21 protein-coding genes and 1 pseudogene are annotated in these 26,502 nt (G+C 44.3%); 21 read left to right on the top strand and 1 reads right to left on the bottom strand.

Features of this window, described 5'->3' with window-relative positions; genetic code table 11:
- Positions 1-26: 26 nt before the first annotated feature.
- The 9 genes from BLR44_RS13515 (at position 27) to BLR44_RS13475 (ending at position 16,717) form a co-directional block, all read left to right on the top strand.
- Entirely contained in the window at positions 27-3,497 is a 3,471-nt protein-coding gene (locus BLR44_RS13515) for a SusC/RagA family TonB-linked outer membrane protein (protein WP_089682675.1), read from the top strand.
- Positions 3,498-3,508: 11 nt separating this feature from the next.
- Positions 3,509-5,203: a RagB/SusD family nutrient uptake outer membrane protein gene (locus tag BLR44_RS13510; protein WP_089682674.1), complete on the top strand. Its 1,695-nt coding sequence runs from the start codon at positions 3,509-3,511 to the stop codon at positions 5,201-5,203.
- 178 nt (positions 5,204-5,381) lie between these two features.
- The gene (galB, locus tag BLR44_RS13505) at positions 5,382-8,156 is read left to right on the top strand and encodes a beta-galactosidase GalB (RefSeq protein ID WP_218127069.1); all 2,775 of its coding nucleotides are present in this window, start codon (positions 5,382-5,384) and stop codon (positions 8,154-8,156) included.
- 866 nt (positions 8,157-9,022) lie between these two features.
- A complete protein-coding gene (locus BLR44_RS28635) occupies positions 9,023-11,101 on the top strand; it encodes an FAD-dependent oxidoreductase (protein WP_176956035.1) in 2,079 nt (692 codons plus the stop codon).
- Between the two features lie 276 nt (positions 11,102-11,377).
- Positions 11,378-11,941, top strand: coding sequence for a hypothetical protein (locus BLR44_RS13495; protein WP_089682670.1), 564 nt, complete (start codon positions 11,378-11,380; stop codon positions 11,939-11,941).
- 157 nt (positions 11,942-12,098) lie between these two features.
- Complete coding sequence (locus tag BLR44_RS13490) at positions 12,099-13,088, top strand: tyrosine-type recombinase/integrase (protein WP_218127068.1); 990 nt, start codon at positions 12,099-12,101, stop codon at positions 13,086-13,088.
- Positions 13,089-13,122: 34 nt separating this feature from the next.
- Positions 13,123-14,259, top strand: coding sequence for a dsDNA nuclease domain-containing protein (locus BLR44_RS13485; RefSeq protein ID WP_176956034.1), 1,137 nt, complete (start codon positions 13,123-13,125; stop codon positions 14,257-14,259).
- Positions 14,256-14,825: a hypothetical protein gene (locus BLR44_RS13480; protein WP_143017274.1), complete on the top strand. Its 570-nt coding sequence runs from the start codon at positions 14,256-14,258 to the stop codon at positions 14,823-14,825. The genes BLR44_RS13485 and BLR44_RS13480 overlap by 4 nt, the downstream gene beginning before the upstream one ends.
- Positions 14,825-16,717 (top strand): coiled-coil domain-containing protein, encoded by a 1,893-nt coding sequence (locus BLR44_RS13475; protein ID WP_089682660.1) that lies wholly within the window; start codon positions 14,825-14,827, stop codon positions 16,715-16,717. The genes BLR44_RS13480 and BLR44_RS13475 overlap by 1 nt, the downstream gene beginning before the upstream one ends.
- 4 nt (positions 16,718-16,721) lie before the next feature.
- Here BLR44_RS13475 and BLR44_RS13470 read toward each other — a convergent pair.
- Positions 16,722-17,036: pseudogene (locus BLR44_RS13470) on the bottom strand (zincin-like metallopeptidase domain-containing protein); the annotation flags it as partial.
- A gap of 574 nt (positions 17,037-17,610) precedes the next feature.
- Here BLR44_RS13470 and BLR44_RS28895 point away from each other — a divergent pair.
- The 12 genes from BLR44_RS28895 to BLR44_RS13435 all read left to right on the top strand — a co-directional run bounded on the left by BLR44_RS28895 (position 17,611) and on the right by BLR44_RS13435 (position 26,206).
- Positions 17,611-17,772, top strand: a complete 162-nt coding sequence (locus tag BLR44_RS28895) for a hypothetical protein (RefSeq protein ID WP_176956033.1) — start codon at positions 17,611-17,613, stop codon at positions 17,770-17,772.
- 35 nt (positions 17,773-17,807) lie between these two features.
- Positions 17,808-18,464, top strand: coding sequence for a hypothetical protein (locus tag BLR44_RS28630; protein WP_143017273.1), 657 nt, complete (start codon positions 17,808-17,810; stop codon positions 18,462-18,464).
- Between the two features lie 46 nt (positions 18,465-18,510).
- Complete coding sequence (locus tag BLR44_RS29370; protein ID WP_410493078.1) at positions 18,511-18,645, top strand: hypothetical protein; 135 nt, start codon at positions 18,511-18,513, stop codon at positions 18,643-18,645.
- 61 nt (positions 18,646-18,706) lie between these two features.
- A complete protein-coding gene (locus BLR44_RS29365) occupies positions 18,707-18,880 on the top strand; it encodes a tyrosine-type recombinase/integrase (RefSeq protein WP_410493080.1) in 174 nt (57 codons plus the stop codon).
- Positions 18,877-19,221, top strand: a complete 345-nt coding sequence (locus tag BLR44_RS28620) for a tyrosine-type recombinase/integrase (RefSeq protein WP_143017271.1) — start codon at positions 18,877-18,879, stop codon at positions 19,219-19,221. The genes BLR44_RS29365 and BLR44_RS28620 overlap by 4 nt, the downstream gene beginning before the upstream one ends.
- Positions 19,222-19,347: 126 nt before the next feature.
- Positions 19,348-19,977, top strand: coding sequence for a DUF6985 domain-containing protein (locus BLR44_RS13455; RefSeq protein ID WP_089682653.1), 630 nt, complete (start codon positions 19,348-19,350; stop codon positions 19,975-19,977).
- Between the two features lie 338 nt (positions 19,978-20,315).
- The gene (locus BLR44_RS28615; protein WP_143017270.1) at positions 20,316-20,747 is read left to right on the top strand and encodes a hypothetical protein; all 432 of its coding nucleotides are present in this window, start codon (positions 20,316-20,318) and stop codon (positions 20,745-20,747) included.
- 271 nt (positions 20,748-21,018) lie between these two features.
- Entirely contained in the window at positions 21,019-21,513 is a 495-nt protein-coding gene (locus tag BLR44_RS28610) for a hypothetical protein (protein WP_143017269.1), read from the top strand.
- Between the two features lie 162 nt (positions 21,514-21,675).
- Entirely contained in the window at positions 21,676-24,318 is a 2,643-nt protein-coding gene (locus BLR44_RS13450; protein WP_089682651.1) for an NACHT domain-containing protein, read from the top strand.
- On the top strand, positions 24,302-24,697 hold the full coding sequence (locus BLR44_RS13445; RefSeq protein WP_089682649.1) for a hypothetical protein: 396 nt from the start codon (positions 24,302-24,304) through the stop codon (positions 24,695-24,697). The genes BLR44_RS13450 and BLR44_RS13445 overlap by 17 nt, the downstream gene beginning before the upstream one ends.
- A gap of 5 nt (positions 24,698-24,702) precedes the next feature.
- Positions 24,703-25,125 (top strand): hypothetical protein, encoded by a 423-nt coding sequence (locus BLR44_RS13440; protein WP_072860561.1) that lies wholly within the window; start codon positions 24,703-24,705, stop codon positions 25,123-25,125.
- Entirely contained in the window at positions 25,103-26,206 is a 1,104-nt protein-coding gene (locus BLR44_RS13435) for a radical SAM/SPASM domain-containing protein (RefSeq protein WP_072860560.1), read from the top strand. The genes BLR44_RS13440 and BLR44_RS13435 overlap by 23 nt, the downstream gene beginning before the upstream one ends.
- Positions 26,207-26,502: the final 296 nt, after the last annotated feature.

Here is a 26,502-nt window from a genome sequence, read left to right as displayed (position 1 = left end):
CCAATTATAAAATAACCTATCTTATTATGTGCCACGTCGACTCCTTTTCCCCTTGGGGGAAGGCGTACAGGATTCTTATTGCCTTCCTTTTTTTGAGCAATAGCCTGTCTGCCCAATCCCTCGCGAGCCTAACCCCCTCACACAATCCATTCCAAACTCAGGAAAAACAATTTACACTCGAGCAGGAATTAAAGAGATTAGAAAAACAGTATCGGATCTCGATCTTTTACGAGAGTGATCTGATAGATCGAAAGGTGACCAAAGAAACGCTTCCCCCTTATGAGAACCCTAAAGAAGCCCTTCAGCACCTTTTGCATCCTTTCCATCTTGACTTGAAAGAGTTGAAACCGGGCGTGTTTGTCATCATTAAATCTACGCCCATTAAACCGACCGAGTCGTTGGTACCAAAGTCTGCAGCAACGTTCCTTGCTCATGTACCACATCGTGGGCTTTCGCCCGTATCGACTCGTCCTGTAAGATCCTCTGTAGCTATCCTATCGGGGCGGGTCGTAGATCCCGAAGGTGAGGGAATTCCAGGCGTAAACGTGTTGGAAAAAGGCACGACAAATGGGACCATTACCGACGTAGATGGCAGGTTTACGCTGAACGTAAGTGAAGGCACCACGTTGGTGTTCAGTGCTGTGGGCTATTTGCCTCAGGAAATTGCCGTTGCCGGACGCGCCGCTCTCGAAATTACGCTGGAGGAAGATGTCAAAGCTCTCGAAGAAGTGGTGGTGGTCGGATACGGCACCATGAAGAAGTCGGACCTGACCGGGGCCGTGGGGCAGGCCGATTTACAGGCGCTGCAAAATTCGAACCCGGTCAACGTGATGCAGAGTCTGAAGGGGGTGATTCCCGGCCTGAATATCGGCCAGGTGACCAGAGCGGGGGATAACCCTACCATCTCCATTCGTGGCCAGAACTCCATCTCAGGGACGACCAGTCCGCTTATTGTGTTGGATGGCATCATCTACCGGGGTGCTTTCACCGACATCAACCCCAACGACATCGAGTCGATCGACGTGCTGAAAGATGCCAGCAGCGCGGCCATCTATGGTTCACAGGGGGCCAACGGCGTCATTCTGATCACCACGAAATCTGCCGCTAAAAACCTCGGCAAGCCCATCATCGAATACAACGGCACTTATTCCTTGCAGCGGCTCATCAACAACAAGCTGAAGCGCCTCGATCGAGAAGGATTCATCACGCAACTGGAAGATGTGTACATCAGTCAAAGCCGCATGGGAGATGACCTGACCCAAACAAATCCGGACTTTGATGTGGTCTCCATTTTCCGGGATGAATCGGTGGCTGCGGGGTATGTCGATGGCACTAACGTGGATTGGTGGGACCTGTTGTCGTATGACCACCCCTACATCCAGAACCATAACCTCAGCCTGAGAGGTCGGGGCGACCGGTCCAGCTATTTCATCTCCTACGGCTTTACCGACCAGAAAAACTTGGTCAGGAACGATACCTACCAGAGGCATTCCCTCCGCATTAACCTGGATGCGGATGTGACCAATTGGTTGAAGCTCGGTACCCAGTCGTATTTCGCCGCGAGCGATTTTTCGGGCAACAATCCCGGCTTTGGTGCGCTGAATACCTTCCCTGCCCTGGTGAACCCGTACAATACGGATGGAACTTTGAGGAGACAGGTGTATCTGGGAGGAATCAATCCTTTGCTGTACATCAATAATCCGGATAAAGATACCCGTTACAACCTGAACGGTAACTTCTACACCATCGTCAGTGTCCCCTGGGTGCAGGGGCTCAGCTACCGGGTGAATTTCTCGAACAACCTGACCCTCTTTAAGGACTTTAACTTCGATCCCTACGCCAATAACTTTCTGGGCCAGGGAAACAAGCGGAATTCCTGGACTACCGCGATGACACTGGACAACATCGTGACCTACAAGCGTGATTTTGGCCCTCACTCCTTCAACGGCACGTTCCTCTACGGGGTAGAAGAGCGGACGTACGAGAATACCGACGCTGCAGCCGGTTTCTTCACCGATCAGACGTTGAACTACAACAGCCTGGAACTGGGGCAGGCCGATCAGCAAAGAGTCTATTCAGATGCCTGGCGCGAAACCAGTTTGTACACAATGGGCAGATTGGTATACGCGTATAACAGTCGTTACATCTTTACCGGTACCATTCGGCGGGATGGCTTCTCCGGCTTTTCTGACAAGTACAAATACGCCATCTTCCCGTCGGCAGCCGTGGCCTGGAACATCAGCGATGAGCCTTTTTTCAAGGGCAGTCTGGTCTGGGTAGACAACTTAAAGCTGAGATACTCCTTCGGGCAGGGCGGGAACCGGACCGTGGGACGGTACCAGACCCTGGCCACGATGGGGCTCACGTTGCCCAGCGACCTTGCCAGCGGTTATCTCTACGGCGACGGCGCCACCGGAGAGCGGGGTCAGGCGGTTCGTACCAACTCGAACCAGAATCTGAAGTGGGAAACCACGACTGCCTCTAACTTCGGCATCGACTTCTCTTTTCTGCAGGGCCTCATCTCCGGTTCTTACAACTTCTACGCGTCCCAAACCAAAGACCTCCTCTACAACATCGCCTATCCGAGTGTAAACGGAACCTATCCGAACGGTACCGGGTCGATCACGGTACCGACCAACATCGGAAAACTTCAAAACACGGGGCATGAGCTAAGCGTGGCCGCCTATCCGGTGTCGAAGGGCGACTTTTCGTGGTCGGTGGCGGCAAACTTCGCCCGTAACCGCAACAAGGTGAATACCATTCTTGGCATCGACGCCGATAGCGACGGTAAAGAAGACGACCTGATTGCCAGTGGTCTCTTCATTGGCGAGCCGCTCAACACCATCTATGATTACGAAATCATCGGTATGTGGCAGGTGGACGACTTCCAGGCGGGGGACATCCCTACCGGATTTACCTATGGCACCTACAAAATTGCCGATCTGGATAACAGCGGCACCTACACGGCCGATAAGGATCGTAAAATTCTGGGCTACCGCGATCCCTCTTACACCGTCAGCTTCATCAATACCTTCAGGTATAAAAACTTTGAGCTGAAGGCTTTTCTTTACTCCATTCAGGGGGGCAAGAACCGTTACCTGGGGCAGCCGGCTGCCCAGCTCCCTATTCCGGATCACCTGACCAACAGCAGCTACCTGAAGTTCGACTACTGGACACCCGAAAATCCGGATGCAAAGTACCGTCAGCTGGGGGCTTACACCAACGCCTTAGGACCCGGTTTCTCGCCTTACGTCTCGCGTAGTTTCATTCGCATGCAGGAGCTGTCGCTTGCCTACAACCTGCCGGCCCCTTTGTTGAGTCGTTACAAAATTAACAACGCCCGAATCTGGGTCAGCGGCTATAATCTTTTCACCCTTACCCAATGGGATGGATACGACCCGGAAGCCGACCAAGGGCTGACTTATGATTTTATTCCCGACGTTCAGTCCTATCCGACCATGAAGAGTTATACAGTGGGCCTCAATTTAGCATTCTAACCACCACGATTATGAAACCACTCAAACATATCCTTATCACGCTCCTCCTGATTGGCGTTTGTGCCTGTGATGCCGATGAATGGCTGGAGGAACAACCACTCGATTTTTACACGACGCAGAACTCGTATAACACGGTCGCGCAGTTCCGGCAGGCGCTGAATTTTGAGTATGATCTGCTACGGGAAATGTACTGGCGGAACGGTGACCAAACCGTCTTGATGTATTTCGCCGATCTCGGCTTCGGTGGCACTGACTTTCCCGATGCCAAGTTCAACAACTTTCAGACCTTTCTTACCCCGACCACCTTTGTGTCGGGTTCTTACTGGAACCGCGCCTATGTGGGCATTGCCAACACCAACACCATCCTGAACCGGCTAGACCTTGCGGATGAAATCGGCGAGGACAGCAAACAGGCCATCCGAGGAGAAGCCCGGTTCTTCCGAGCCTACTGGTACACCTTGCTGGCGCACCTGTTCGGAGGGGTGCCGATCGTGCTGGAGGAAGAAGAGTCGCCCCGCAGAGACTACGAGCAGGCCACGCGTGAGGCGGTGTATGCCCAGGCCAGAATAGACCTGGAAGAAGCCATCAGGCTACTTCCCAATATTGAAGATGTAAAAGACGGGATGATCAGCAAGCAGGCCGCTCAGCACCAGTTGGCCGAGGTACTCCTTTCCTTGAACGATCACGCCGGAGCGGCGGCAGCGGCCACTGCGGTCATTGATCACCCGGGGATGGCCCTGATGACTACTCGCTTCGGCACCTATGCCAATATGCCTCGGGATCCTTACTGGGATCTTTTTCAACATAACAACCAGAACCGATCCAGTGGAAACACCGAGTCGATTTTAGTACTGCAGTACGATTACCAGAACTCCGGTTCCACGTACAGCTTTGATCATCCTCGCTTTATCCTGCCGTTTTATCCGAACTGTCGGGTGGCCGATTCTAATGGTGAGCTTGTCAACGCTTTCCTGAGCCTTACCGAGGATAAAGGAGGTCGTGGCATCGGCGTGGTCCATCCCAGCTATCATTTTCGAGAGGAAATCTGGGGAGAAGACGGCACCAACGACTACCGGAATGCTCCTTACATGATTGTAAGAGATTTCAGAATTGACAATCCGGCGGCGGCCGGCTTTGGGGAGTGGATTGTGGAAGACGGGTGGCTCAGGGAGGCCGATACACTGCGGATGTTTTATCCGTTCGTTATGAAATTCGCACGCAATTTTGATCTCCCCGATGAGGTCTACGCGAAAAACGCAGATGGTTCGATCCAAGAAACCGCTTTGGGAGAGAAAGTGATCAACTACTCGTTTGGTAGCATCAGTGCCAATACGTCCATCAAAGACGAGTACTTGTTCCGGCTGGCAGGCACTTACCTGCTGCGGGCAGAGGCGTATGTCAGAAGCGGTCAGAACGCATTGGCACTCAATGACATCAATGCCCTGCGCACCAGGGCGAATGCGACCCCCGCTACCCTTGAGGAGATGAACCTGGATTACATTCTCGACGAACAACTGAGGGAGCTCTATTTTGAGGACTTCCGGGTCGTGACGCTCTGCCGCATGGGGAAACTGGTAGAGAGAACAAAAAAGTATAACCCGACTGGTTACAACATCGGGGAGCACCAAAATTTATGGCCGATTCCCTACTCTGAAATAGAAAGAAACGTTCTGGGAACTATCGAGCAAAATCCAGGTTATAATTGATTTTTTCCATACACCGTGATGAGGTTCATACCAAAGGGGGCTTATGCCCTTTTGGTATGAAACACCTGGCCGGATCATAGCACTTCTTAATTTTTTCTCACGGATGATGTTTCCCCCAAAAGTGTGGAGCACCCACGGCTTCAGGAGGTGAAGCTCAAGCCTAGCATTGAATAACGAAATGAACAAAGCAACTTTGGTCAGCCGATTGAAAAATAGGTGCCTGTCGGCGCTAGGACTCGTCGCCTGCATGAGTCACTCGAGTCTGGCCCAACCCGCTGCCACGCGTAACCAACCCCCGCCAAGAGAGCGCATCTCCATCAATGCCGACTGGCGATTCTATAAATACGATGCAGGCGAAACTGCCGATGGCCTGATCTATGACCTTCGACCCGAAGTACAGAATTTTAGAGATGATCGACCGGCCGATGCTATGCCTACGGAGGCGGTCGACCTGGAAGCAGCGGACCATGTGCTCAAAAGGTGGATCCTGCCAACAGGCAATGAGTTCATCAAAGACCCTTCTCGACGATTTGTCCGGCCCGAGGGGAGTCCAGGCGGGGATTTCGCATTTACGCAAGCTGATTTTGATGATAGTGCCTGGCAGCAGCTGAATCTACCGCATGACTGGGCGGTGGCAGGGCCCTTTTACGAAGGCGAGCGGGCAGAAGTGGGCGGAAGTATGGGTCGCCTACCAAGTCATGGCGTCGCCTGGTACCGTAAAAAACTGTCCATCCCCGCCGGCGATGCCGGCAAGCGCATCTTTCTGGATCTGGATGGAGCGATGGCTTATACGATGGTATGGCTCAACGGACAGTTAGTCGGGGGGTGGCCCTATGGGTACAACGCCTTCCGGCTGGATCTGACACCTTATGTCAAGCCAGGCGCTCAAAATCAACTCGCCATCCGACTGGACAACCCTCCTAACTCGGCCAGGTGGTATCCGGGCGGCGGCATCTACCGAAACGTGTGGCTTACCAAAACAAATCCCATTCACGTGGGGCATTGGGGCGTGCGTGTTCAAACCAGCACTGTTTCCCCAAAGGAAGCGACGGTTGAGCTGACCGTGACCGTGGACAACGACGCAACAAAACAGTCGGATGTGTTACTTCAGGTCGCCCTCTACGAGTTGGATGCCAACGGGAACAAAGGCAAAAAACCAGTGGCTACCTTTCGCCCGGTAAACGCTACCCTGAAGCGGGGGGAAAGCACCGATCTGAAAACCTCTGTGAAACTGAGCAATCCCAAGTTGTGGGGACCGCCGCCCACGCAGACGCCCCACCGCTACGCCGTGGAGGTCACGCTGGTCGGCCAGAAGGAAGTGGTGGATCGGTACGAAGAAAAATTCGGGATCAGAACGATAGAGACGAATGCGGACAAGGGCCTTTTTGTGAATGGTGAGCACATCTACATCAAAGGGGTCAATCAGCACCACGACCTGGGGGCTCTGGGGGCCGCCTTCAACGTCAGAGCTGCCGAACGCCAACTGGAAATGCTGCGCGAGTTAGGTTGTAATGCCATCCGCATGGCCCATAATCCACCCGCCCCGGAACTGCTCGCCATGACCGATAGCCTGGGATTTCTGGTGGTGGACGAGGTGTTCGACGTCTGGGCAAGAAAAAAGCCGCCGCTTGATTTCCATTTGATCTTTCCCGACTGGCACGAACAGGACCTTCGCGCCATGATTCGACGAGATAAAAATCATCCGTCGGTAATCATGTGGAGTTTCGGAAATGAAGTCGGTGAACAATATACGGGCGACGAAGGAGCACAGGTAGGGCAGCGGTTGCACGACATTGCCAAGGACGAAGACCCTTCCAGACCCGCTATGGCTTCGATGAATTATGCCAAACCCGATATGCCCTTCCCTGAAACTATGGATGTGCTCAGTCTCAATTATCAGGGCGAAGGCATTCGAAATGCGCCCGCCTATGCGGGACTGAGAGGCATTAATACTCCTCCGCTCTATCCGGCATTTCATGAAAAATTTCCGAACAAAATGATCATAAGTAGTGAAAATGCGGCGTCTTTAAGCAGCCGGGGCACCTATCTGTTTCCGGTAGAGGCGGGCTACAGTGCACCTGTGAAGGATAGTTCAGGAGGTGACCCTAAAACTCGATACGTCAGTGCTTACGAGCTTTATACGGCTGACTTTGGTTCTTCCGCCGATAAAGTGTTTGCTACCCTGGACCAACATCCTTATGTGGCCGGTGGGTTTGTCTGGAGCGGATGGGATTATCTCGGCGAGCCTACCCCTTACTATTTGTCGCGCAGCTCCTACTTCGGCATCATCGATCTGGCAGGATTCAAAAAAGACCGGTTTTATCTCTACCAGTCAAGATGGCGTCCGGAATTGCCCATGGCACACATTCTTCCGCATTGGAACTGGCCCGATCGCCAGGGAAAAGTAACGCCGGTCCATGTGTTTACTTCGGGCGACGAGGCAGAATTGTTTCTCAATGGCAAATCCCTCGGTAAAAAGAAAAAAGGCAAATTTGACTATCGCCTTCGCTGGGATGAAGTGACCTATACGCCCGGGACACTGACCGTAACCGCTTATAAGCAGGGAAAGGTGTGGGCAGCAGACACTGTCCGAACCACAGGCCCACCCGCCAGCTTGGTAGCTTTGGTCGACCGGAATCAAATCTTGCCTGATGGTAACGATCTGGCATTTGTCACCATTCAGGTGCAGGATGCGCAGGGACTTGCGGTACCTACGGCTAACAATGAATTGTCTTTCTCCATCCGGGGGCCGGGCGAAATTATAGCCACTGACAATGGCGACCCTACCGACATGGTTGCCTTTCCTTCTTTGCAGCGCCAGACTTTTAATGGCTTGGCCTTGGCCATTGTTCGTTTTAAGCCCGGAGCGAAAGGCGACATTACCGTAGTAGCCGACTCGCCAGGGCTGCAGTCGGCACGTGCTGTAATCAAGTCACTTGAAACAAGCAAGTAACTTAGGAGGTACAACCCGCAGTAGGAGTAAGGCTTCCCTCATTTCGATCTTACCCTACTTTGCTTGGAGTCGCAATTTTTAAAAGGGGCAAGTTTATGCAGTGGTTTTTCACCATCGCCTGTACAGGGGATAGTAAACTCCTCCACCTTTCAAAAGTAGACTAGGGCGTGTATGCAAACTCCCAATACGGTTATGAATCCGAGCAAAATGCATTGCAAAATCATTCTTTGGTTCGAGGAAATGATACTTAGTGATAGGATCCGATTGTGACTGACTGAGTTTGCATACACGCCCTAGTTAGTTTAAGACAATGCTTACCACGCAAGTCCAAAAAGTCAACGGCAGCATTCGATTACTGGACGTTGAATACTTGACAGGGTTATTAGACCGATCTGCATCTCAACATCAAGCTTGAGAAGGCAGGGTAAGGGTAGGTCAAAAAAAGGAGGGGTTTCTGGGCGCTTTTTCTTTTACGCTTGGAGGAGAGAGAGAATCTAACATCTGCCGTTTTTTAAAAATACTTATTTTTCAGTATTGACCTTAATAGAAAATTCAGGTCACTTTCTCCACAGAGTTCAATACCCGTGAAGTAGAACTATCATATAGTATTTAATACAACGGGTATTGGCTAACAATATAAAGTCCTTGCAAAAAGATCTAGCGGCTGAATACTTACTTACTCTTTTACAGAGGCAGAAGCTAGCGTTTTGACTAAGCAGGTTAGTCATCTATTTTTATTCAATCTCGAATGCAATTAAAATATTTTATTTAATTGTATCTATTTAATATTATTATTACATTTTTTATATAACTTTTTTTGCAATGATTTGCTAATGAGTCTTACAGCCGAGCAAGTTCTACAACACATGCAAGTACCTGACGCAACGGGAATTTATGTTATTGGTGCATTCGAAAAGCGAGTAACACTATATTCCCAACAAGTTCGAGCACTTAATCTTATTTGGGCGTTACATAGTCTTAACAGACTTGCAGGAGTCGGTGGTGACCCACCAAAAATTTGTGTTATCGGTGCAGGTCCAGCTGGCATGACTGCTGCGTTGGCAGCGGCAAGTGTTGGCTGTAGTGTTGAACTATTAGAGGAAAATGATACAATAATCCCAACATTATATGGGAATAAGACAAGATGGATTCACCCTCATATTTACGAATGGCCAGAGCCCATTGCCTATGAGAGCCAAGCAAAACTGCCTATATTAAACTGGAAGGAGAACTGGGCTGGTGAAGTTCGAGAAATGTTGGTTCGCGAATTTGGAGGGCATCGATTTAGAAACAGTGTTGGAATTCGTCTGAATGTCAACAATATAGAAGTAGATAGAGCACAGCGTAATGGTTCACGTCGGGTAAGGTGGAATTCTTATGGAAAAGCTGGTTCCACTGGCTCCTTCGCTGCGGTGCTTCTTGCAGTTGGCTTTCGTCAAGAACGAAACGTTGGAGCTCTTCCAAAGCTAAGTTATTGGGACAACGATTCCCTAAACCAACCTCGAATCAAGGGTAAGGTTCTTATTTCAGGAACAGGCGATGGTGGGCTAGTTGACTTGGTCAGAGTTTGTATAAGCGACTTCTCACATGATCAATTACTGCAATTTGTAAATCCAGATTGGGCACCTGATGCTGGTCATACAGAGGATATTAAAACTGAATTTGAGCAACTCTGCCTAAGTCTTCAAGCAATCGAGAAGAAAGCCGCTGCGTTAACCGCAGGAGAGGCAAGTGATGCAAGTGAGTTTATTTCCTCAGAATACAATAAGCTTGTGGCACCAACCCTTGATGCCCGAATAAAAACAAGGCTTCGATCATCGGTCCACGTGACTCTCAATGGAACCAGTTTTGATCCTTTACATCTCAACAGTAGTATTCTTAATCGTTTATTTGCTTCACGTCTAATAAGCGGACTTGAGGCAGTAACCTATAAGTCTGGAGAGATCAAAAGTGCAGATTTTAATGGCCGATCTTATAAGGTGACAATCGGACAGAACCCACCTGAAGAATTTGATCATGTAGTAATTCGTCATGGTGTAGAGCGAGAACCTCCTAAATTTCTAGGATGGATCTGGGATAAATGTGCTCCGATGCGAGCAAGAAATGCACTTGATCAGACGCGTGAACCAGCGTGGGGAAATTATTTTGGTCCTGACGCCCCCTTAGAAGCAGTACTGAAATTACATGACGTTTCTAGCGTTGAAGGTTCTGAAAAGGCAATCTTTGGTAGCTTTTTCAATACACTAGGAGGCCCTTTAGTTTTCGTTTGCCCGCGTTTTGCTGCCCCTGGGCCAACAGCACGACCTATTGTCGATACAAATACAGATTCAACAAGCAGTGATAGTGTAGTGGATGAACAGTTGATAAATGCAATTCCAGCGGTAGAATTTGAATGGGGAGAAGGAAGGCCAGTTACTGTGGAAGGTGACTCAGCTGCAATGGAATCAGTTCACGATATTTTTCTGAAACACGGGGAAAAACCGCCCAAAAAGCGTGCTGTTGACGAACTTACGAGTGATCTTGCCGGAAGAACCTTTATTTCAATTGGCCTTTTCTCAAATGCTTATACATTAAAGGCAGTACGAGAAACCCTTGCGAGTAAAGCTGAGCTTGTCCAACATATAGTTGAGCGTTGGTACGCAATTAGAGTGCCAAACCCTCAAGATATTCAAAAGACAGCGCTGTATACAACTGAGCCATCAGGAATTGACTATGCAATGATTGCTCGAATTCATTATGAAGGTAGAACCGTCGTTGTTGTGGGTGGCATGACTGCAGAAGGAACCCGTCGAGTTGGAAAGCATTTTGCTGAGAATTGGCGGGAGATTGCCGAGCAAAGCCGAAAAATCGAGAATTTCTTTCAGATTTATCGAGTTCCTCTCGATTTCGGTCCACTTGATGTTGTTGCAACATCAATGATTGAAATGAGCGAATTAGGCTCATAAAAGCTTTCTATTTAATAAAGTAGGTAGTACTAAAGAAGTAATTAGTAATTATAGATAAAAAAGGTAGCAGCTGAGGTAGTCGTATTAGACAAGATAGCTTTTCGGATGGCTAAGTTCTCTTTAAAAGATCAATAGGGTGAGTATTATTAAGAGGGTGTTAGAAAATTAGAAAGGGGCAAAAAAGGCCATCGGTGTATCCTGTAAGCGACTAAAACAATAAGTATTTAAAAACTCATATAAATCTCAAGAGTATAAGCTTTAGTAAGCTTCATCGTTATGCAGAATCGCACCAGTACAAGCATCCCCATTGAGTTACAGGTAGCAGCATTTACTGCACTTCGAGAAGAAATCTCAAGACGGAGTAATGCCCAGCTCCAACTCATGACCATTTCGCTTTTAAGCTTTAGCACGCTTGCAGGGTTAATTCTTTCATCGGAACAAAAGCATCCTTATGAGCTGCTTTTGTTGGTACCCCTTATATCCAGCGCAACGGGCCTTCTTTGGCTTGATCACGATCGGCGTATCCGCGAAATTGGTGATTATATTTATGATAAGATCTTCAAAAAAGAAGAAGGAACTTTTGAAGAGCGAGCCGACGAATTAGAAAATAAGTGGCTCACCCGATCGCTTGGCTTTCTGGCCCCTACAATGCTGTTATTTGATGGGCCAACTATTGCCGCTTTATCTTGGGCGCATAAAGAAGGTCTACATACAGCATTACCGGTTTTTTGGTGGATTGGATTAATACTCGGCATATTCTACACACTAGGGCTAGGAGTAGTGCTATGGTTAAATGCAAGAGCTCGTGCCCACTCTCTAAAAGAGACGGCATTGAACTAATTTTTTTCCTTAAGCGGTAAGTTAAAATAAATTGCCCTTATGCAACTGTGATGGATAACGTAGCTTATGTGACACAGTTTCCACTTTAATCACTCCGGATCCCATGCCCAGCCCTCAGACCCCTGCCGAAAATCTGCCTACTTCTGTGTCTCATAAGATGTTAGCGCCCCACGGCGAGACGCTCGACCCTCAACATGTCCTCTCTGCCTGGATCCAGTTTTATTTGGCCGTGCGTGTGCAGGGCGGCTCGGAGCACACCCGCCGCGCCAAAGAAAGTGATCTCCAGAAGTTCTTGCGCTTCTTTGTAGATCAGCTGGGCACCGAGCGGGTGGACTTCTGGACGCCTTCTATGAGCAAGGCGTTTTTAAAGTGGTTGCACACCGCCCCACGTCGGGAAGTGGGGGCGGCGGAACGGAGAAAAGGGGAGGGGGACCGGCCGCTCGCGGCCACCTCTGTCAACCGGATCCTAGCTACATTGCGCCATTTCGGCGGCTGGCTCCACGGCCAGCGCCCGCTGCCGACGGGCCATCCCTTCGAGGGCGTCAAGAACCTGGCCATCGACGAACCTGCCTGGAACGGGTTGACCGTTCGCGAGGTCACCCGCCTCAAGATCGCTTGTGAACAGCGTCTGGCCCTCTGCACCCGCGCCGATCAGAACGCCCTGCTGGAAACGGCCGTCTTTTACTGTTTGCTTTTCACGGGCCTGCGGGAAAGCGAGCTGGCGGCGCTCAACGTGGGCCAGTACCATCACCGTGGCTTTCACCAGGTGAAACGCAAGGGCAGTAAGATTTCTGGAAAAGTCTCCGTGCCAGCCGAAGCCAAAGCCTGGCTCGATCGCTACCTGGAGTCGCGGGAAGGGGAGTTGGCTGACCAGGAGCCGCTGTTTGTCACCCGGTACAGCAACCGGATTGCGCGCAAAGACATCTACCGCATCGCGCGGCGCATCTGCGATCAGGCCAACGCCACGGGGGACGGCATCCGCCTCACCCCCCACATGCTGCGCCATACATTCCTGAAACGAGTAGCTAATAAACATGGCGTGCACGTAGCCCAGGAGATAAGCGGCAACATTAGCATGCGTGAAATTTTCCGCTATACCAAGCCCAGCCAGGAAGAAAAAGATAGACTTGCTGTAATCCTTTTTTAGCTTCTAACAGATATTTCCATTCAATAAAAATAATTTGAAAGCAAATACCAATAAACAGAATTTGCCGTCATATCGTATCTGTTCACCTAATGATTTAGGCGGGCGCATTGCACGCGAAGGATTCGATTACCAAGATCACATCGGTGTAAGCTTCTGTTTAGATTTATGCGATAAAGAAGCGCTTCACGAAGTTTGGTTTGAACACCACGATGATATAGTTCTCTTTTGGAACAGTGGAATTGAAATCGTAGAAATGGTGCAGGTGAAACACGAAAATCTTCCATCTCGGTATTCTATTGCAGTTCTTACAAGGAGAAAGGAAGGTTTAGGAAGTTCATTGTTAGAGCGATCACTTGCTAGAAGTAACGGATGTGAGGAAACTTACTTCCGGATAGTGACTAGTTACAGCGTTGATTCTGAGTTAGAGGTACTTACACTTACTCTTGATGACCCTCAACGTACTGCTAGGGAAGCAGAACTTACTCTTATAAAAGAGAAAATTAATTCAAAATGCCCAGATATTAATTCGGCTCCTGACGGAACGACTGTGCCTCAGTGGGTAGATCGCTGTTTCTGGGACAAAAGACAAGAAAGTATTCAAGCAGTAAAAGATAGAAATCTAATTCGACTTGAGAATATTCTTTCCACACTTGGCTTTGCTGTATTATCTGACCAGCGTGACGAATTATATAATAATCTACTTCTCATGGTAAAGCAAAAGTCTGGACCAGAGGGCATTTCAGACTACAAAGTAACACAAGATTATCTTGAAGAAGTTATAAAAAACTATCTAATTAGACAAAAAGAAGGAGCGGCAGGAGCAAGTAACTTAGAGTTTAAATTAAAAGAAGCTGGTCTTGGTGATTTTGTCGAGAGTGCCCGAGAACTTTACATAGCCCATCGGCTTAACACGCTTACAAATAGATATAGTCAACCAAAAGAATTGACCGAGGTTGAAAATGAAGTAACGGCAGTCCTCTCACGGTTAAAGGGGAAAATGTATGCGAATGAGATATCAGGCGGACTCTCCTTCTATAATCTTTGCATCAATGAATTAGAAGAAATCCGTAACAAATTTGGCAAATCGCTTGTCTCTGAGGCTTCAATTCAAGGAATGATGTACATGCGTACTAACCGATGTATCCATCGCTTTACGAGACCAAAAGTATGATTTCAGCAAGAAATGTAGGTCGTTTGCCAACTGGCATGTCTCTGGTATCTGATGACGTAGTTGAATTTCACGCAGCGCGTCTCATCCTGCTATTGTACATATGTGGAACCGAAGAGAGTAATAATCGACGTAGAATCGATGGACTCACAAAAATTGCTAAACTAGATTTCTTCGTTAGATATCCAAGCTTCTTTATACGGGCAGCTGAAGTTCTGGACAAGTCAACCTCTATTGAAGATACTGAGCCTGACTCAAAAATGATTCGATATCATTATGGTCCCTGGGATCAAAGATATTATCATGTTATACCCTTTATGGAGGCACGATCTCTTATCAACGTTGTGAAGGATCCAGGAAAGAATCAATATAAATTCTACCTAACACCAGATGGAATTTCTCTTGCAAAAGTGCTTCTTGATCTCCATGAATTTGATGAGCTAAAAGCTAGAATGCTTGAAGTCAAGCGCGTCCTTGGACGTAAGAATGGTCATCAGCTCAAGGAGCTTGTGTATAAATTGTTTCAAAAAGAAGTTGGAGACCTTTCTCTAGGTGAAATTATAGATTAATGGCAAAAACAATTCTAATTAAGAAACTTTATAGAGATCTAGCTGAAGGTGGAAGGGAAGAGCTTGATTTCCAGCGGGGTGTCAATTTAATTATTGGATCTCCCAATACTGGTAAGACTGTCTGGCTGAAAATGCTCGATTATCTCCTAGGTGATACAGGAGGACCTGAGACTGCTATAGACGAAGAACTCGTAACTAAATACATCGCTATTGGAGCACTATTAGAAATTAGTGATGAATATATAGAGCTTGAGCGCCGATGGGATAAAGGTCCAAAAACAAAGATTAAAGTGGGTGATACTTTACTTGATTCTGAAGGCTTTTCAACCTTTCTATTGAGCAAACTGGAGATTCCATCCATAAATTATCCAAAAGGTAATCCTTTTGCTGAAAGATCTTGGCCAACCTTAAGTTGGCGAGAACTTCTTCGTCATATTTATAGACAAGAAAGATTTTGGTCAGGGATTGCACCTCAACAACCAGAAGCAACTATACATGCAGCACTTACTCTTTTTCTAGGACTTGCAGAGAAGATTTTCTCACCGCTTTTAGGGGAATTAATTAGCAAGCGTAGCGAATTATTCAAATTAAAGGCTCGAAAAGAGCAATTTATAGAGACTATTAATCAAATTGCTTCAGATCTGATGTCTGAAGAAGATCGCGATGAGAACCTTAACGTTCTGACATTAGAGGGACGGATTCTAGGTCTTGAACAAAGGGTTGAAGACTTATTGATAAAACGTGAATCTGTATTAAATTCATCTAATCCTGATGAGTATGATGAAGCCCTTTCAAACCTAGTCAATCAACGATCAACCCTTCTAACCTCTCTGGAGAGAATACAAGGGCAGAAAAAAGTTCTTATAAAAAGGTTGGATGAGATACAGAGCTTGGTTACAGCAGTCGGTCGCGAAAGAACTCAACTAAACCGCGTATTAGTAGCTGGGAATGCGTTCGCTGATCTAAAAATCACACACTGTCCGGCTTGTGATCAGAAAATACCGTCCTGGTCTAATTTAAGTGATGAATGTTTTCTCTGTCACCAGCACCTCAATTCAGACAGCGCCAGCAATCGGATACAATATGAATTAGACCAACTTGAGCAGGAACAAAACGAATTAGTAGAACTTCGCAAAAATCTTGCCGCAGAAATTACTGAACAGGAGCGTGTAGAAACTAGTACAAAAGAACGCCTTGATATGGTATTGCGAGACTTACGTCCTGCACAAAATCGAGTATCCGCTATTATAACTACAGAAGTGAGTCGCCTGGATGCTGAAAGAGGGCGAATTGAAGAAAGAATTCGTCAACTTGAGAGATTTAAAACGATACTAAACTACCGCGATGATTTGAATACTTCAATTGATGCTCTTGAGAAAGAGATTCAACATCTTGAATCTAGGTATTCTGAACTAGAATCAGACATTAGCTTTGAAGGAGCGAGTTCTTCTATCGAAGATTCGATGAATCATTATATCAACCTACTTAATCAAGGCATTAATAAATACGGGATAAGTGAAAGATTCAGGTGGAATCATGGAGGAATATCACTCGATATCAATGAAAGAATTTCCCGCTTCCGGGTAAAAAACCAAAACTGGACTGTTAAACTAGGGGCTACTGTTCAAGTTCATTTTCTTCTCGCATACCATTATGCATTACTTCGGTTATCTCTTGAAGAGGGAAGAAATTATCCAGGAATTGTTATTCTCGATTTTCCTCCAAATCTCCTTGATTCTGATACAATTGGGGATAAAGAAAACTACCTAATTGATCCTTTTGTTGAGTTGTGTAAAAAGAGTGAATTGCCTCTTCAAGTAATTGTTGCCGGGCGTGCGTTCGAGGGTCTAGAAGCAAGCGCCATCATTCAACTTGACCTTGTGTGGCCTTAAAGCCTTATTTAGGTGAATTTCCATTGCTCTGCCTATACGATAAGTTATTGTCGATTTCACCTTCTAATTCTTGACTGGTTTTTGTTTCCTGTATTTTGCTTAAAAATCTAGTTGCCTGGCTCGCTTTACTGGCCGCTGTGAAAATTGCTTTCTTGTCGCCTTTCAGCATTGTCAGCCAGTTTGATAGATAGGCTGCATGATCCAGGCGCGGCTGTGGCGACACACCCAGTTCAGCGCTGAGAAAAGCGCTGCCTAACTCGGCCACCAGTTCTTCCATCGCGTAGTTTGACCAGACAGGTCCCCGGTTCAGGCGTGATTTGTGACCGCTCCAGCCAGTTCAAATCCTGCTTACTTTAGGATGCGGCGGATATTCCGTGCATATCTCGATGTAATCGGCCAGCTCATATAAAGCCGTTTGCACCTCGGCCCGGTTGATTTCGTGTTGGCACCATTCCGTAGAGAAGTGCGCCCACGTCATGTACTACTTGTGGTTTTTAGAGAACATAACAAGAACAGATTAGTGGCATAATTGTTACAACATTTACTTTGTTATGTAATGATAATTTATGCTAAGTAATATAACCGCTTGCATCATCTAACTACAAGGATAAGTCTCCATACCAAATTATCTACCCGCCTTCACGTGCCACTCTTCATCCTCGCCTTGAAATAGCGCCGTCGGTCTTACATCTAGCCGTCCTCGTGGCAGTTTCCGTCTTTCACAACAGGAGAGCTGTAACTATTTGCTTTTTAACTTTATTTAGCTGTACTTGTATTTGCTGTTGATTATATTAGTTACGGATACACCCCATAATCGGGATATATCCGCAATTTGTCTCGTGATGAAAGCTGAAATTACTTCTATTGTTTTCAGAGGGGAACCGCGCTTGGCGGTGCGATTTCCTAAAGACTGGACCATAATTGCGCATGTAAAACGCATCCCGGGTGCCCGCTGGAGTTACACTTTGCAGGCGTGGCATCTGCCGCCAACCGAAGAAGCCCGCAAAGCCGCACAACAGGCATTGGGGGAGCTACTATCGTATCGGCCGCTGTAGATACCAAAACTGAGTCATCGTCGACTGAAGTATCTATGCAACATAGGGTGGCTTCTCCTGCTCCCACACCCCGATCGGAGGCGATGCTTACGCAGGTGGGCAAGCAGTTCTGGTTGTCTACGCTGCGGGATGCAGCTGATGAAGCCTTGGTGCGGACGCTCTTCTATGCTCGCTGGAATGCTTCCATGGGATGTTGGACGATGCCGGCCCGCGAGGAAACGCTACAAAAACTGGACACACACTTCGGAGCTCGTCTCCGGCAAGTGTTGCCGGAAGCCTTTCCGCCGCCTCCGACCCGCAAAAATGCAAAAGTAGTGGTGCCTACTTTACAGGTAATTGTGGGGAGCAACGGGCGGTTACGACTACAATTCCCGTTTCATCCCCACTACATCGCCGCCGTCAAGAAGTTACCCTACGCCCAGTGGGATCCAGCCAACCGCTGGTGGTCGGTGGCGGACGCCCCACACGTGCGGGAACAATTAGCCTCTTGGTCTCAGGAATGGAAGTTGCCGCTTCACTATGCGCAGGAGCCGGAGAAGGCTAAGCCTCGGCCAGTTCGGCAGGGCATACGTGAGTGCCCACCCCGCTACGAGGAGAAACTCAGTTTACGTCGCTACAGCCCCCGTACTATCAAAAGTTATACGGCGCTCTTTCGAGAGTTCATCAACTACCGCGGCGGCGGACCGCTATGAGACACGACCGGTTGATGAAATTACAGAGGAAGAGATCCTGGCCTACATGCGATACCTGGTACAAGAACGAGGAATTTCTATTTCCTATCAAAATCAAGCGATCAATGCCATCAAGTTTTACCGCGGCGGCGGACCGCTACGAGCAGGTCCTGGGCGGCACTCGAAAGGCGTATCGGATTGAGCGTCCCAGGAAGGAGCAGCGATTACCCGTCGTTCTCAGTCAAGAGGAAGCACAGAAGTTATTGCAAAGTGTAGATAACCTCAAACATAAGTGTATTCTCATGCTTACCTATAGCGCAGGATTACGGATAGGGGAGCTTCTTCGCTTGCAATTGACAGACCTGAACCTGGAGCGCAAACAGATTCACATCAAGGGGGGGAAGGGCAAGAAAGATCGGGGGCGCCCAGCCGGATGACTTTGCTTTCCGAGAAGATCAAAGTATATTTAATGGAGTATCTGAAAACATATAAGCCACGGAAATGGGTTTTTGAAGGAGCCACAGGAAAGGCTTATTCAGCCAGCAGTTGTCTCGCAATTCTGCGAAAGGCTACTGCACAGGCATGCATCGAGAAGCATGTGACGATGCATACGCTCCGTCATTCCTTTGCCACCCATTTACTGGAGAATGGTACAGATCTGCGCTACATTCAGTCCCTATTAGGGCACGAGAGTTCGAAGACCACAGAAATCTATACGCATATTACCACCAAAGGCATGGACCAGGTTATAAGTCCGCTCGATCGATTGGAATTATGAATAAAGTAAGATTAGTTGCCTTTTTTAAATTGATTCTTTGTCTTATTTCAAGATATTTGGATCTTCAACCATATAGGATATATCCTGAATAGTGTGACTATACAGGTGTTGTAAGCCATTGAAAAAATGAACAATCAGAATATTTCAGAATTAAAACCTAATACCATTATTGGTGAAGACCATGACGGATGGATCAAACTACCTGCATGGAAGGGGTTTCAAACAAGAAATGGAGCTTATGGTGCCAGAAATTCTGAAGAACCTTCAGATGGAATAATTAAAACTCACACAATTGGTGTATTGGTTGATTATGTTCATCTATTGTCACAAGCACAATTTGAATCTATTCAATACCTGACTAATAACTCTGAGATTGTAAGAGACTCACTTTTAAACAATCTTTTAAAAGATTACCCAAACACAAAAGAAATTTATGAAGAATTAATGCCAGAAATCAATTCCATCGAAGAATACAAAGAGCATTTAGGACTGTCGTTTCTACACATTATGGATAGCGAGAAAGACGGATTTGCCTATTATGGGTTTGAATTAGGATGTAGTTGGGACGATGAACATGGTGTTGGAGTAATGATGCATAAAGATAGAGTGATTGAAGTAGGTCTTGCGGAAGAATCATTTAATCACTGGACAACATATGATGACAATGGAACTTCTGAACAAGAACAGAAAAATTGGGAAAAGGCAAATGAACAACTAGCTCGTGAAAGGAAAAAGTGGTGGCAATTCTGGAAATAAAAAAAACGGCTTACAACACTGTATATAGCAGATAGGGCTTCAGTGGTTTAGTAAAGTTTAGTTCTATTTACAAACACCGCCAAATCGTTGATTTGGCTTTTAAGAATGAATAAATTAAAAACAAAATACAACGCTTTGGCTCAGTGCAAACTTGAAAGTTTATCGCTTTCTACTGCCCTACTTGCCATATACTAACCGTTGCGAGGGCATGATGAAGCTGCGCTACCATGCCCTCGCAACGAGGCACGGCTAATCACCATGGTCTCACTCTCGATACTTCGTATCTTCGTTCGCCACGGTGATTAGCCGTGCCTCGTTGTAGCACATTGGAAACCGCCATGAATAAACTTCTTCTGATAGTTACCTTGATTGCAGTTGTTTCCTGTGATCCACCGAACGTCTTAATTGTTGAGAATAGAACTGGTGATACGCTGGTATTTTCTGTGAATACAACTCGACCAATAACTTTTGAGTCGATACATGTTGCAGATAGCTTGATTCCTGATGAACTAATCAAATTGAACTCAATCCCAACTTATTTTAACAGAAAACTAGATATTGAAATCCGAGACTCTTTGAATTATTTTTTTAGCCTTTATCCGAACAACGAGGTGCTAATTTCACCTTCAACTATTGGAATGCCATTCAGAACTGTAACATACATGCAGAATGGCACTGAAAACACTCTTATAGGTGAACGAACAACTGAGGATCTAAATGTTGAACTCAAACATAAACCTTTAAGAACAACAATAGTCAAGTTAAAATGACGTGCTACAATATCGGCTATAGCAAATGCGGGCTGACTGCTCAAAATGAGGAAATTGCAACTAATCTAAACTTACGGTTGGCGAACAAGAAAGCGGTTTCAAAATCCCCCACTTGCCATAGCCAGGTCCGTTGCGAGGGCATGATGAAGCTGCGCTACCATGCCCTCGCAACGAGGCACGGCTAATCACCATGGTCTCACTCTCGATACTTCGTATCTTCGTTCGCCACGGTGATTAGCCGTGCCTCGTTACAGCCCATTAAAAAAATGAAATGTTACTTTTTGGATTAATAATTCTTTTAGTTGGTGTACTAGGAATAATTGTGACATTGACATTATTTGTAACAGCATTATTCTCAAAAAGCAACAAGTGGTGGAAGCGAATTGGATTTAGCATACTAACAACAATAACTTTAGTTATAACTTTAATATTGATACAAGAGGTATTTGTATTCCCTCCAAATCCAAGAACTGACGAACTCGTAATGTCGGCTTATAGAGAAGCCCCAATAGGAGGTATTTGGCTTGGACTTTATTCTGACTCAACCTGGGAGTTAGGAAATTCATCACGGGAAATCAGATTAGGAGGAACTTATACTATTGATGGAGATAAATTGAACTTAAAGGCTTTAAAAGGCACCACTTTCAGTAACGGCGAACTAAATAATTCCTTTTTGATCAATCAAACTGACCTGATTGAAATTGAAAATACTGGGATAAATGGTTTGGAAATAGGAATCAATAGAATGAATAAAAACGGGCTGTAACATCGGGCAGCCAGCAGCCTAGTATTATTTAGCATGAGCGTTTGTTGCGCCAAGCACGAAAGTTGTAAAACGCAAACAACCCCGGCCGACCGGCTCGCCCTGGTCGTTATAGGCAAGCAAAAACGACACTAGAGCAATGAATTATAAAACTAGCGCACTTAAATGGAACCGGTAACACTTACAATAATTACTTATGTCTCTCTTAAATGTGTTGACCAATTTATTAAGGAGGAAGGTTATGGCAGGTTCAAAAAAATACTATTCCCTGAGAAGAAGTACAAAAATCAGCTAGTAAAAATCATCTACGAAACCATCGAAGATTTTGAGCAAAACCATAAATACGATAGTTCCAATGGTATGTTCCCTTTTTACCATTCCCAAATATTCTTTGAGCACTTAACATTATATGTGTTATTTAAAAAAGGGACTCTAGACGAAATCAAAGGCGACTTCAACAAATTCCCTAAAATCATTCAACCAACCCCAAAAGACTTAGAAGATTTTTACTCGCTATTCACAGAAAAGGTAAATGCTGACACCGTTTTAAAAAAACTATTTATTGATGAAAATTACAAAAACCAAATCTTTGATATTAGCAAGGCAATAGAAGAAGTTACAGCATTAGTTGTATCCGTAAAAACGGACACAACTTCAATCAGAACTTCTGTTGAATCTTTGGTTGCAGATAATGAGAGCAAGAAACTTACACCTGAGAAAATTTCACAAGCATTAAAGGCACAAGTAAACAGACAACTTAAAAAACAAATCAACTCTGGGAAGTATCTTCAAAACACTTTCATTGAGACAGGAGAACAGAAAGATGATTTGAGATACTTGTGCGATTCTGTTTTCTATTCAGAGAAATGTTTTTATGAAAGTAGCATACTTGATTTCCGCTACTTTAACAATTTCCTTGCAAAGAAAAAGCACTCACCATTCAATTATGATTTTGAAAAGTTGAAGCCAGCGAATGGAGAAATGACTGTAAGCAACTGCACAGCACTAATTTCAAAGTGGCACGATTACTTAGTTAGCAAACGGCAAGAAATAACAGACATAAAAATTGGCTCAAATGAGAAATATAAATTTGAATCTAAGTTCAGAGACAGAATTGATGATTTAGAATTTCTAAGAGCAAGGGTTGCTTTGATTACAGAAACAGCAGGACAAGGAAAGACAAATTTCCTTTGTGATTTTTCTGAAAACTTTTTACTCAAAAGAGAAATACCAACAGCTTTTCTCACAGGAACAGAAGTCAATGCAAACGATTTAAGGCAGTCGTTACTGCAAAGAATTTTTCCCGACTCACCGAACTATACTTTTGAGGAATTCCTAAACAACCTTAAATCCTTTTGTCATGAACAAAGGAAATTTTTCGTTTTAGTTATAGATGGCATCAATGAAAACTATAACTCAAAAGTGTTAAGCCAAAATTTAGAAACTTTCGTTTCTGAATTGCTTGAACATGATTTTGTTAAGGTTGTTCTTAGTTGCCGAACTGAATATTACGAGCAGAATTTTTCCAATCTTGAGGCATCTTCATTTAAGAAGGAGACAAAAAAAATAACTTCACTACTTAGTCAACGTCCAGACGATGATTTAAAGAAAAAACTGCTGCACATATATTTCAATCACTTCAAAATTGAACATCATGGAATTTCTAACAAGGCACATGAACAACTTGTAGAAAATTTTCTTCTGTTAAGGATTTTTTGCGAAGCATACCAAAACCAGAAACTTGAAAGTATTGAAAATATTTACAAAGAGGAACTGTTTGAAAAATACTATGAAATAAAAAGTGAGGAAATAAACAAGCGATTAAAGAGCAATGATGAATTCAAAGTATCAGGCAATTTTGACATCAAGAATTTTATTCAAAGTGTTGTTGGATTTATGATTCAGGAAAAGACCTATGTGAATGTTCCTCTTGATAAAATTATTGCCGACCCTAACGACAGAGAAATGTATGTCCGATTTTTGGATGAAAATATACTTGTAAAAAGAGATATTCAAACTGACGAGAAAGGAATTTTTACTTCTTCCGAAGTTGTAAATTTTACATTTGATGAGTTTAGAGATTTTTTAATCTCACGATACTTAGTTGAAGTTCTTTTCAAAACATCAGTTGAAGAATTTGCTTCCTTTATTGAAAGTCAAGTTAACGATAAATCCCCATTACTTGAAGGGTGCAGCACCTTTCTGTTTTATGTATCAAGAAAAGGTTTAGATAAATCACTCCATGAAATCCTAATCAAGCAACCTTGGTTTGAAGCAGTATTTTCAAAATGTATTTTCTCACTTAAAGATTCTCAGGTAACCAAAGAGGACAAGAAAATTCTAAAGGAAAAATTGTTAAACAATGAACGATATAGTGATTCCATTATATGGAATCTCATAATCCGATACAATACCGCCTACTATAAAAACCTAAGTATTGAATTTCTTTTTGAGTTGTTAAGAGAACTTAACTCAGAGCAATATGCAAATTGTTTTGTAAGCAAATTTGGAACAGACAGATGGGGACATTCAAGATTAATAAGTCAAGAAAATTTGGTTAAGCAAATAGATGACATTTTGGAAAAGAGAGAAGCAGATGATGTATTGTATTATGAAAAACTTTTTGAACTCTTGATTTACATGTTTACTAATAAAGACCGTTGGAATATTCAATCAACCTATGAGAAATATTTTTTCAGACATGCTGAACAAGGGAAAATACATCTCACCAAAGCATTGGAAAGTAAAAACGAAATATTGATTAAAGCAATTAAACAATTTATCAGTTCGTATGAAATTAGGTTATGACTTTTATAAATCACTGCTGTTGATTAATAAGAATTTGACAAAGGAAATTTTTATTGAACGGACTGGTGCGAAAGATGGATATTCACTGAATATGTTTTCAAGAATGTATGACAGTATAACTTCGGAGTTGATTAATGTAGACAAGGAGTATGAGAAATATTATTCATTTGAATATGAATCAATGGAGCATTTCCTTTACAGAAAATATAATCTTAAAGGCAAATACATTGTTGAACTAATGGAAGCAAGTAAGAACAATCCCAATTGTTTACTTTACCGAAAGGATGACAATTCATATGGTGACTATGGTATTGCCCAATTCACATTTTCAGATACAATGTATGACAGAGTAATGGACATAATTATGCTTAAAAATTAAAGTAAATGAAAATAAGATATGACTTCGTAACAAATAGCTCTTCAACTTCATTTGTGATAATCAGTGATGGTGAGTTCAATTTTAAAGACTTCATCGAAGCAATTGGAATAAAAGATGATTCAAATTTCTTAGATATATACAAATCTTTATTCAATGCATTTAAAGATGACATGGAACCAGCAAGAGTGTATTATGAAAAACACTATTCTGGCGCCTACTCCACATTTGAAGAGTTTATAGAAGAAAGGCTTTGGAAAAGTGGCAAAGAAGTATTACCCAAAATTCTTGAAGCAGAAAAAAATGGCAAAAATGTTTATATAGGTAAACTAAGCAGTGATACTGATGAAACTGAATGCTTCTTTTGCACCGATGATTTCATTATAGAAAGTAGTAATTTATATATCGATGCTCAAGAAGATGGTTGGTAAAAACAAAAATATAGTTCATAAAAAGTATGCAGAGCAGCATTATTCAGTTTTATTTAATAAAAAGACTGGATATTTTGTACGTGCAGAGGAAAAAGGTTATCCAGAACCTCTTTGGGCTATGCACGGCCCAGAATTATTGGATATAAGTATTACTAATTGGTGTGATCAAGGTTGTTCTTTTTGTTATAGAAAATCAACACCAAAAGGAAATCACATGCTGCTTAGCGATTACAAATTAATCATGGAGCAAGCAAAGGAAATGGATGTTTTCCAAGTTGCACTGGGTGGTGGAAATCCAAATCAACATCCCGACTTTATAAGGATACTTGAGACTACTGTTGAACATGGAATTGTTCCATGTTACACCACAAATGGTAGAGGGCTTACCCCTGACATTTTGAAAGCAACAAAAGAATTATGCGGCTCTGTTGCTATTAGTGCTTACGAACCATACACCGAGTTCAGAAAACATCTTGAAAAACTATTTGAATATGGAATAAAAGCAAATGTTCACTTTGTAACAGATAGTCAAACTATCAATACAGCAATTGAATGGTTAAGAAATCCACCAGCATTCTTGGAAGGAATAAATTCTCTGATATTCCTGAACTATAAACCAATCGGAAGAAAACCCGACATGACCTTGTTACTTAAAGACAAGGTAAAATTAAAAGAATTCTATGGTTTAGTAAACCAAAGTAAAGGTGCTTTGAAAATTGGCTTTGATAGTTGTAGTATCTCAGGAGTAGTAAAATATGTGAATGTGAATTCAGAATTTTACGAGGGTTGTGATGCTGGAAGGTTTTCTGCTTTTGTTGATGAAAATTTAAGAATGATGCCTTGTTCTTTTATGACCAATACTGATTGGTTTGGAGACTTAAGAACAGAAAAAATGATTGACATTTGGCAGAACAATGCCTATTTCAAAAAGTATAGAAATAATATTCTGAACAATGGTTGCACTTCTTGTGCCTTCCAAAAGACTTGCATGGGTGGTTGTCCTTTTATTGAAGAACTATCACAATGCGATTGGAAAGATGAAAGACTTGGGTTCTCATTTGCTCAATCTACACCAAAGTGAAGAAAACATCTATTAATGATTAAAGAATCATGAAGTTGAAATAAAGCCTGCCTATAACAAGGTATATAGTGCATGGCTTCCTAACGTCAGCCACGACACCATATACAGACCGTTGCGAGGGCATGATGAAGCTGCGCTACCATGCCCTCGATCACATTTTTAAAATAAGTTTCTCGCTCTTTTGGGTCTCCCCCGCTTGAATCCGGTTAATTTTACAAACCTTTAATGGCCTCCGAAGGTCTGACAAGCGAGCAAAACCGTTTAGATGGGACTTGTTTCATTATGTAGAAGGTCAT

This window comes from Catalinimonas alkaloidigena (genome assembly GCF_900100765.1).
GTDB classification, from domain to species: Bacteria; Bacteroidota; Bacteroidia; order Cytophagales; family Flexibacteraceae; genus Mooreia; species Mooreia alkaloidigena.
The sequence above is the reverse complement of the archived record's forward strand: the minus strand, read 5'-3'. Positions and strand labels throughout refer to the sequence as shown.

Coding starts and splice junctions, on each gene's coding strand:
- BLR44_RS28610 (WP_143017269.1), top strand. CDS start 21,019: ATGTTACTTTTTGGATTAATAATTCTTTTAGTTGGTGTACTAGGAATA.
- BLR44_RS13480 (WP_143017274.1), top strand. CDS start 14,256: ATGATTTCAGCAAGAAATGTAGGTCGTTTGCCAACTGGCATGTCTCTG.
- BLR44_RS29370 (WP_410493078.1), top strand. CDS start 18,511: ATGCGATACCTGGTACAAGAACGAGGAATTTCTATTTCCTATCAAAAT.
- BLR44_RS13445 (WP_089682649.1), top strand. CDS start 24,302: ATGAAATTAGGTTATGACTTTTATAAATCACTGCTGTTGATTAATAAG.
- BLR44_RS13490 (WP_218127068.1), top strand. CDS start 12,099: ATGTTAGCGCCCCACGGCGAGACGCTCGACCCTCAACATGTCCTCTCT.
- BLR44_RS13455 (WP_089682653.1), top strand. CDS start 19,348: ATGAACAATCAGAATATTTCAGAATTAAAACCTAATACCATTATTGGT.
- BLR44_RS28615 (WP_143017270.1), top strand. CDS start 20,316: ATGAATAAACTTCTTCTGATAGTTACCTTGATTGCAGTTGTTTCCTGT.
- BLR44_RS13515 (WP_089682675.1), top strand. CDS start 27: ATGTGCCACGTCGACTCCTTTTCCCCTTGGGGGAAGGCGTACAGGATT.
- BLR44_RS28620 (WP_143017271.1), top strand. CDS start 18,877: ATGACTTTGCTTTCCGAGAAGATCAAAGTATATTTAATGGAGTATCTG.
- BLR44_RS13440 (WP_072860561.1), top strand. CDS start 24,703: ATGAAAATAAGATATGACTTCGTAACAAATAGCTCTTCAACTTCATTT.
- BLR44_RS28635 (WP_176956035.1), top strand. CDS start 9,023: ATGCAAGTACCTGACGCAACGGGAATTTATGTTATTGGTGCATTCGAA.
- galB (WP_218127069.1), top strand. CDS start 5,382: ATGAACAAAGCAACTTTGGTCAGCCGATTGAAAAATAGGTGCCTGTCG.
- BLR44_RS13435 (WP_072860560.1), top strand. CDS start 25,103: ATGCTCAAGAAGATGGTTGGTAAAAACAAAAATATAGTTCATAAAAAG.
- BLR44_RS13495 (WP_089682670.1), top strand. CDS start 11,378: ATGCAGAATCGCACCAGTACAAGCATCCCCATTGAGTTACAGGTAGCA.
- BLR44_RS13510 (WP_089682674.1), top strand. CDS start 3,509: ATGAAACCACTCAAACATATCCTTATCACGCTCCTCCTGATTGGCGTT.
- BLR44_RS13475 (WP_089682660.1), top strand. CDS start 14,825: ATGGCAAAAACAATTCTAATTAAGAAACTTTATAGAGATCTAGCTGAA.
- BLR44_RS28630 (WP_143017273.1), top strand. CDS start 17,808: ATGCAACATAGGGTGGCTTCTCCTGCTCCCACACCCCGATCGGAGGCG.
- BLR44_RS13450 (WP_089682651.1), top strand. CDS start 21,676: ATGGAACCGGTAACACTTACAATAATTACTTATGTCTCTCTTAAATGT.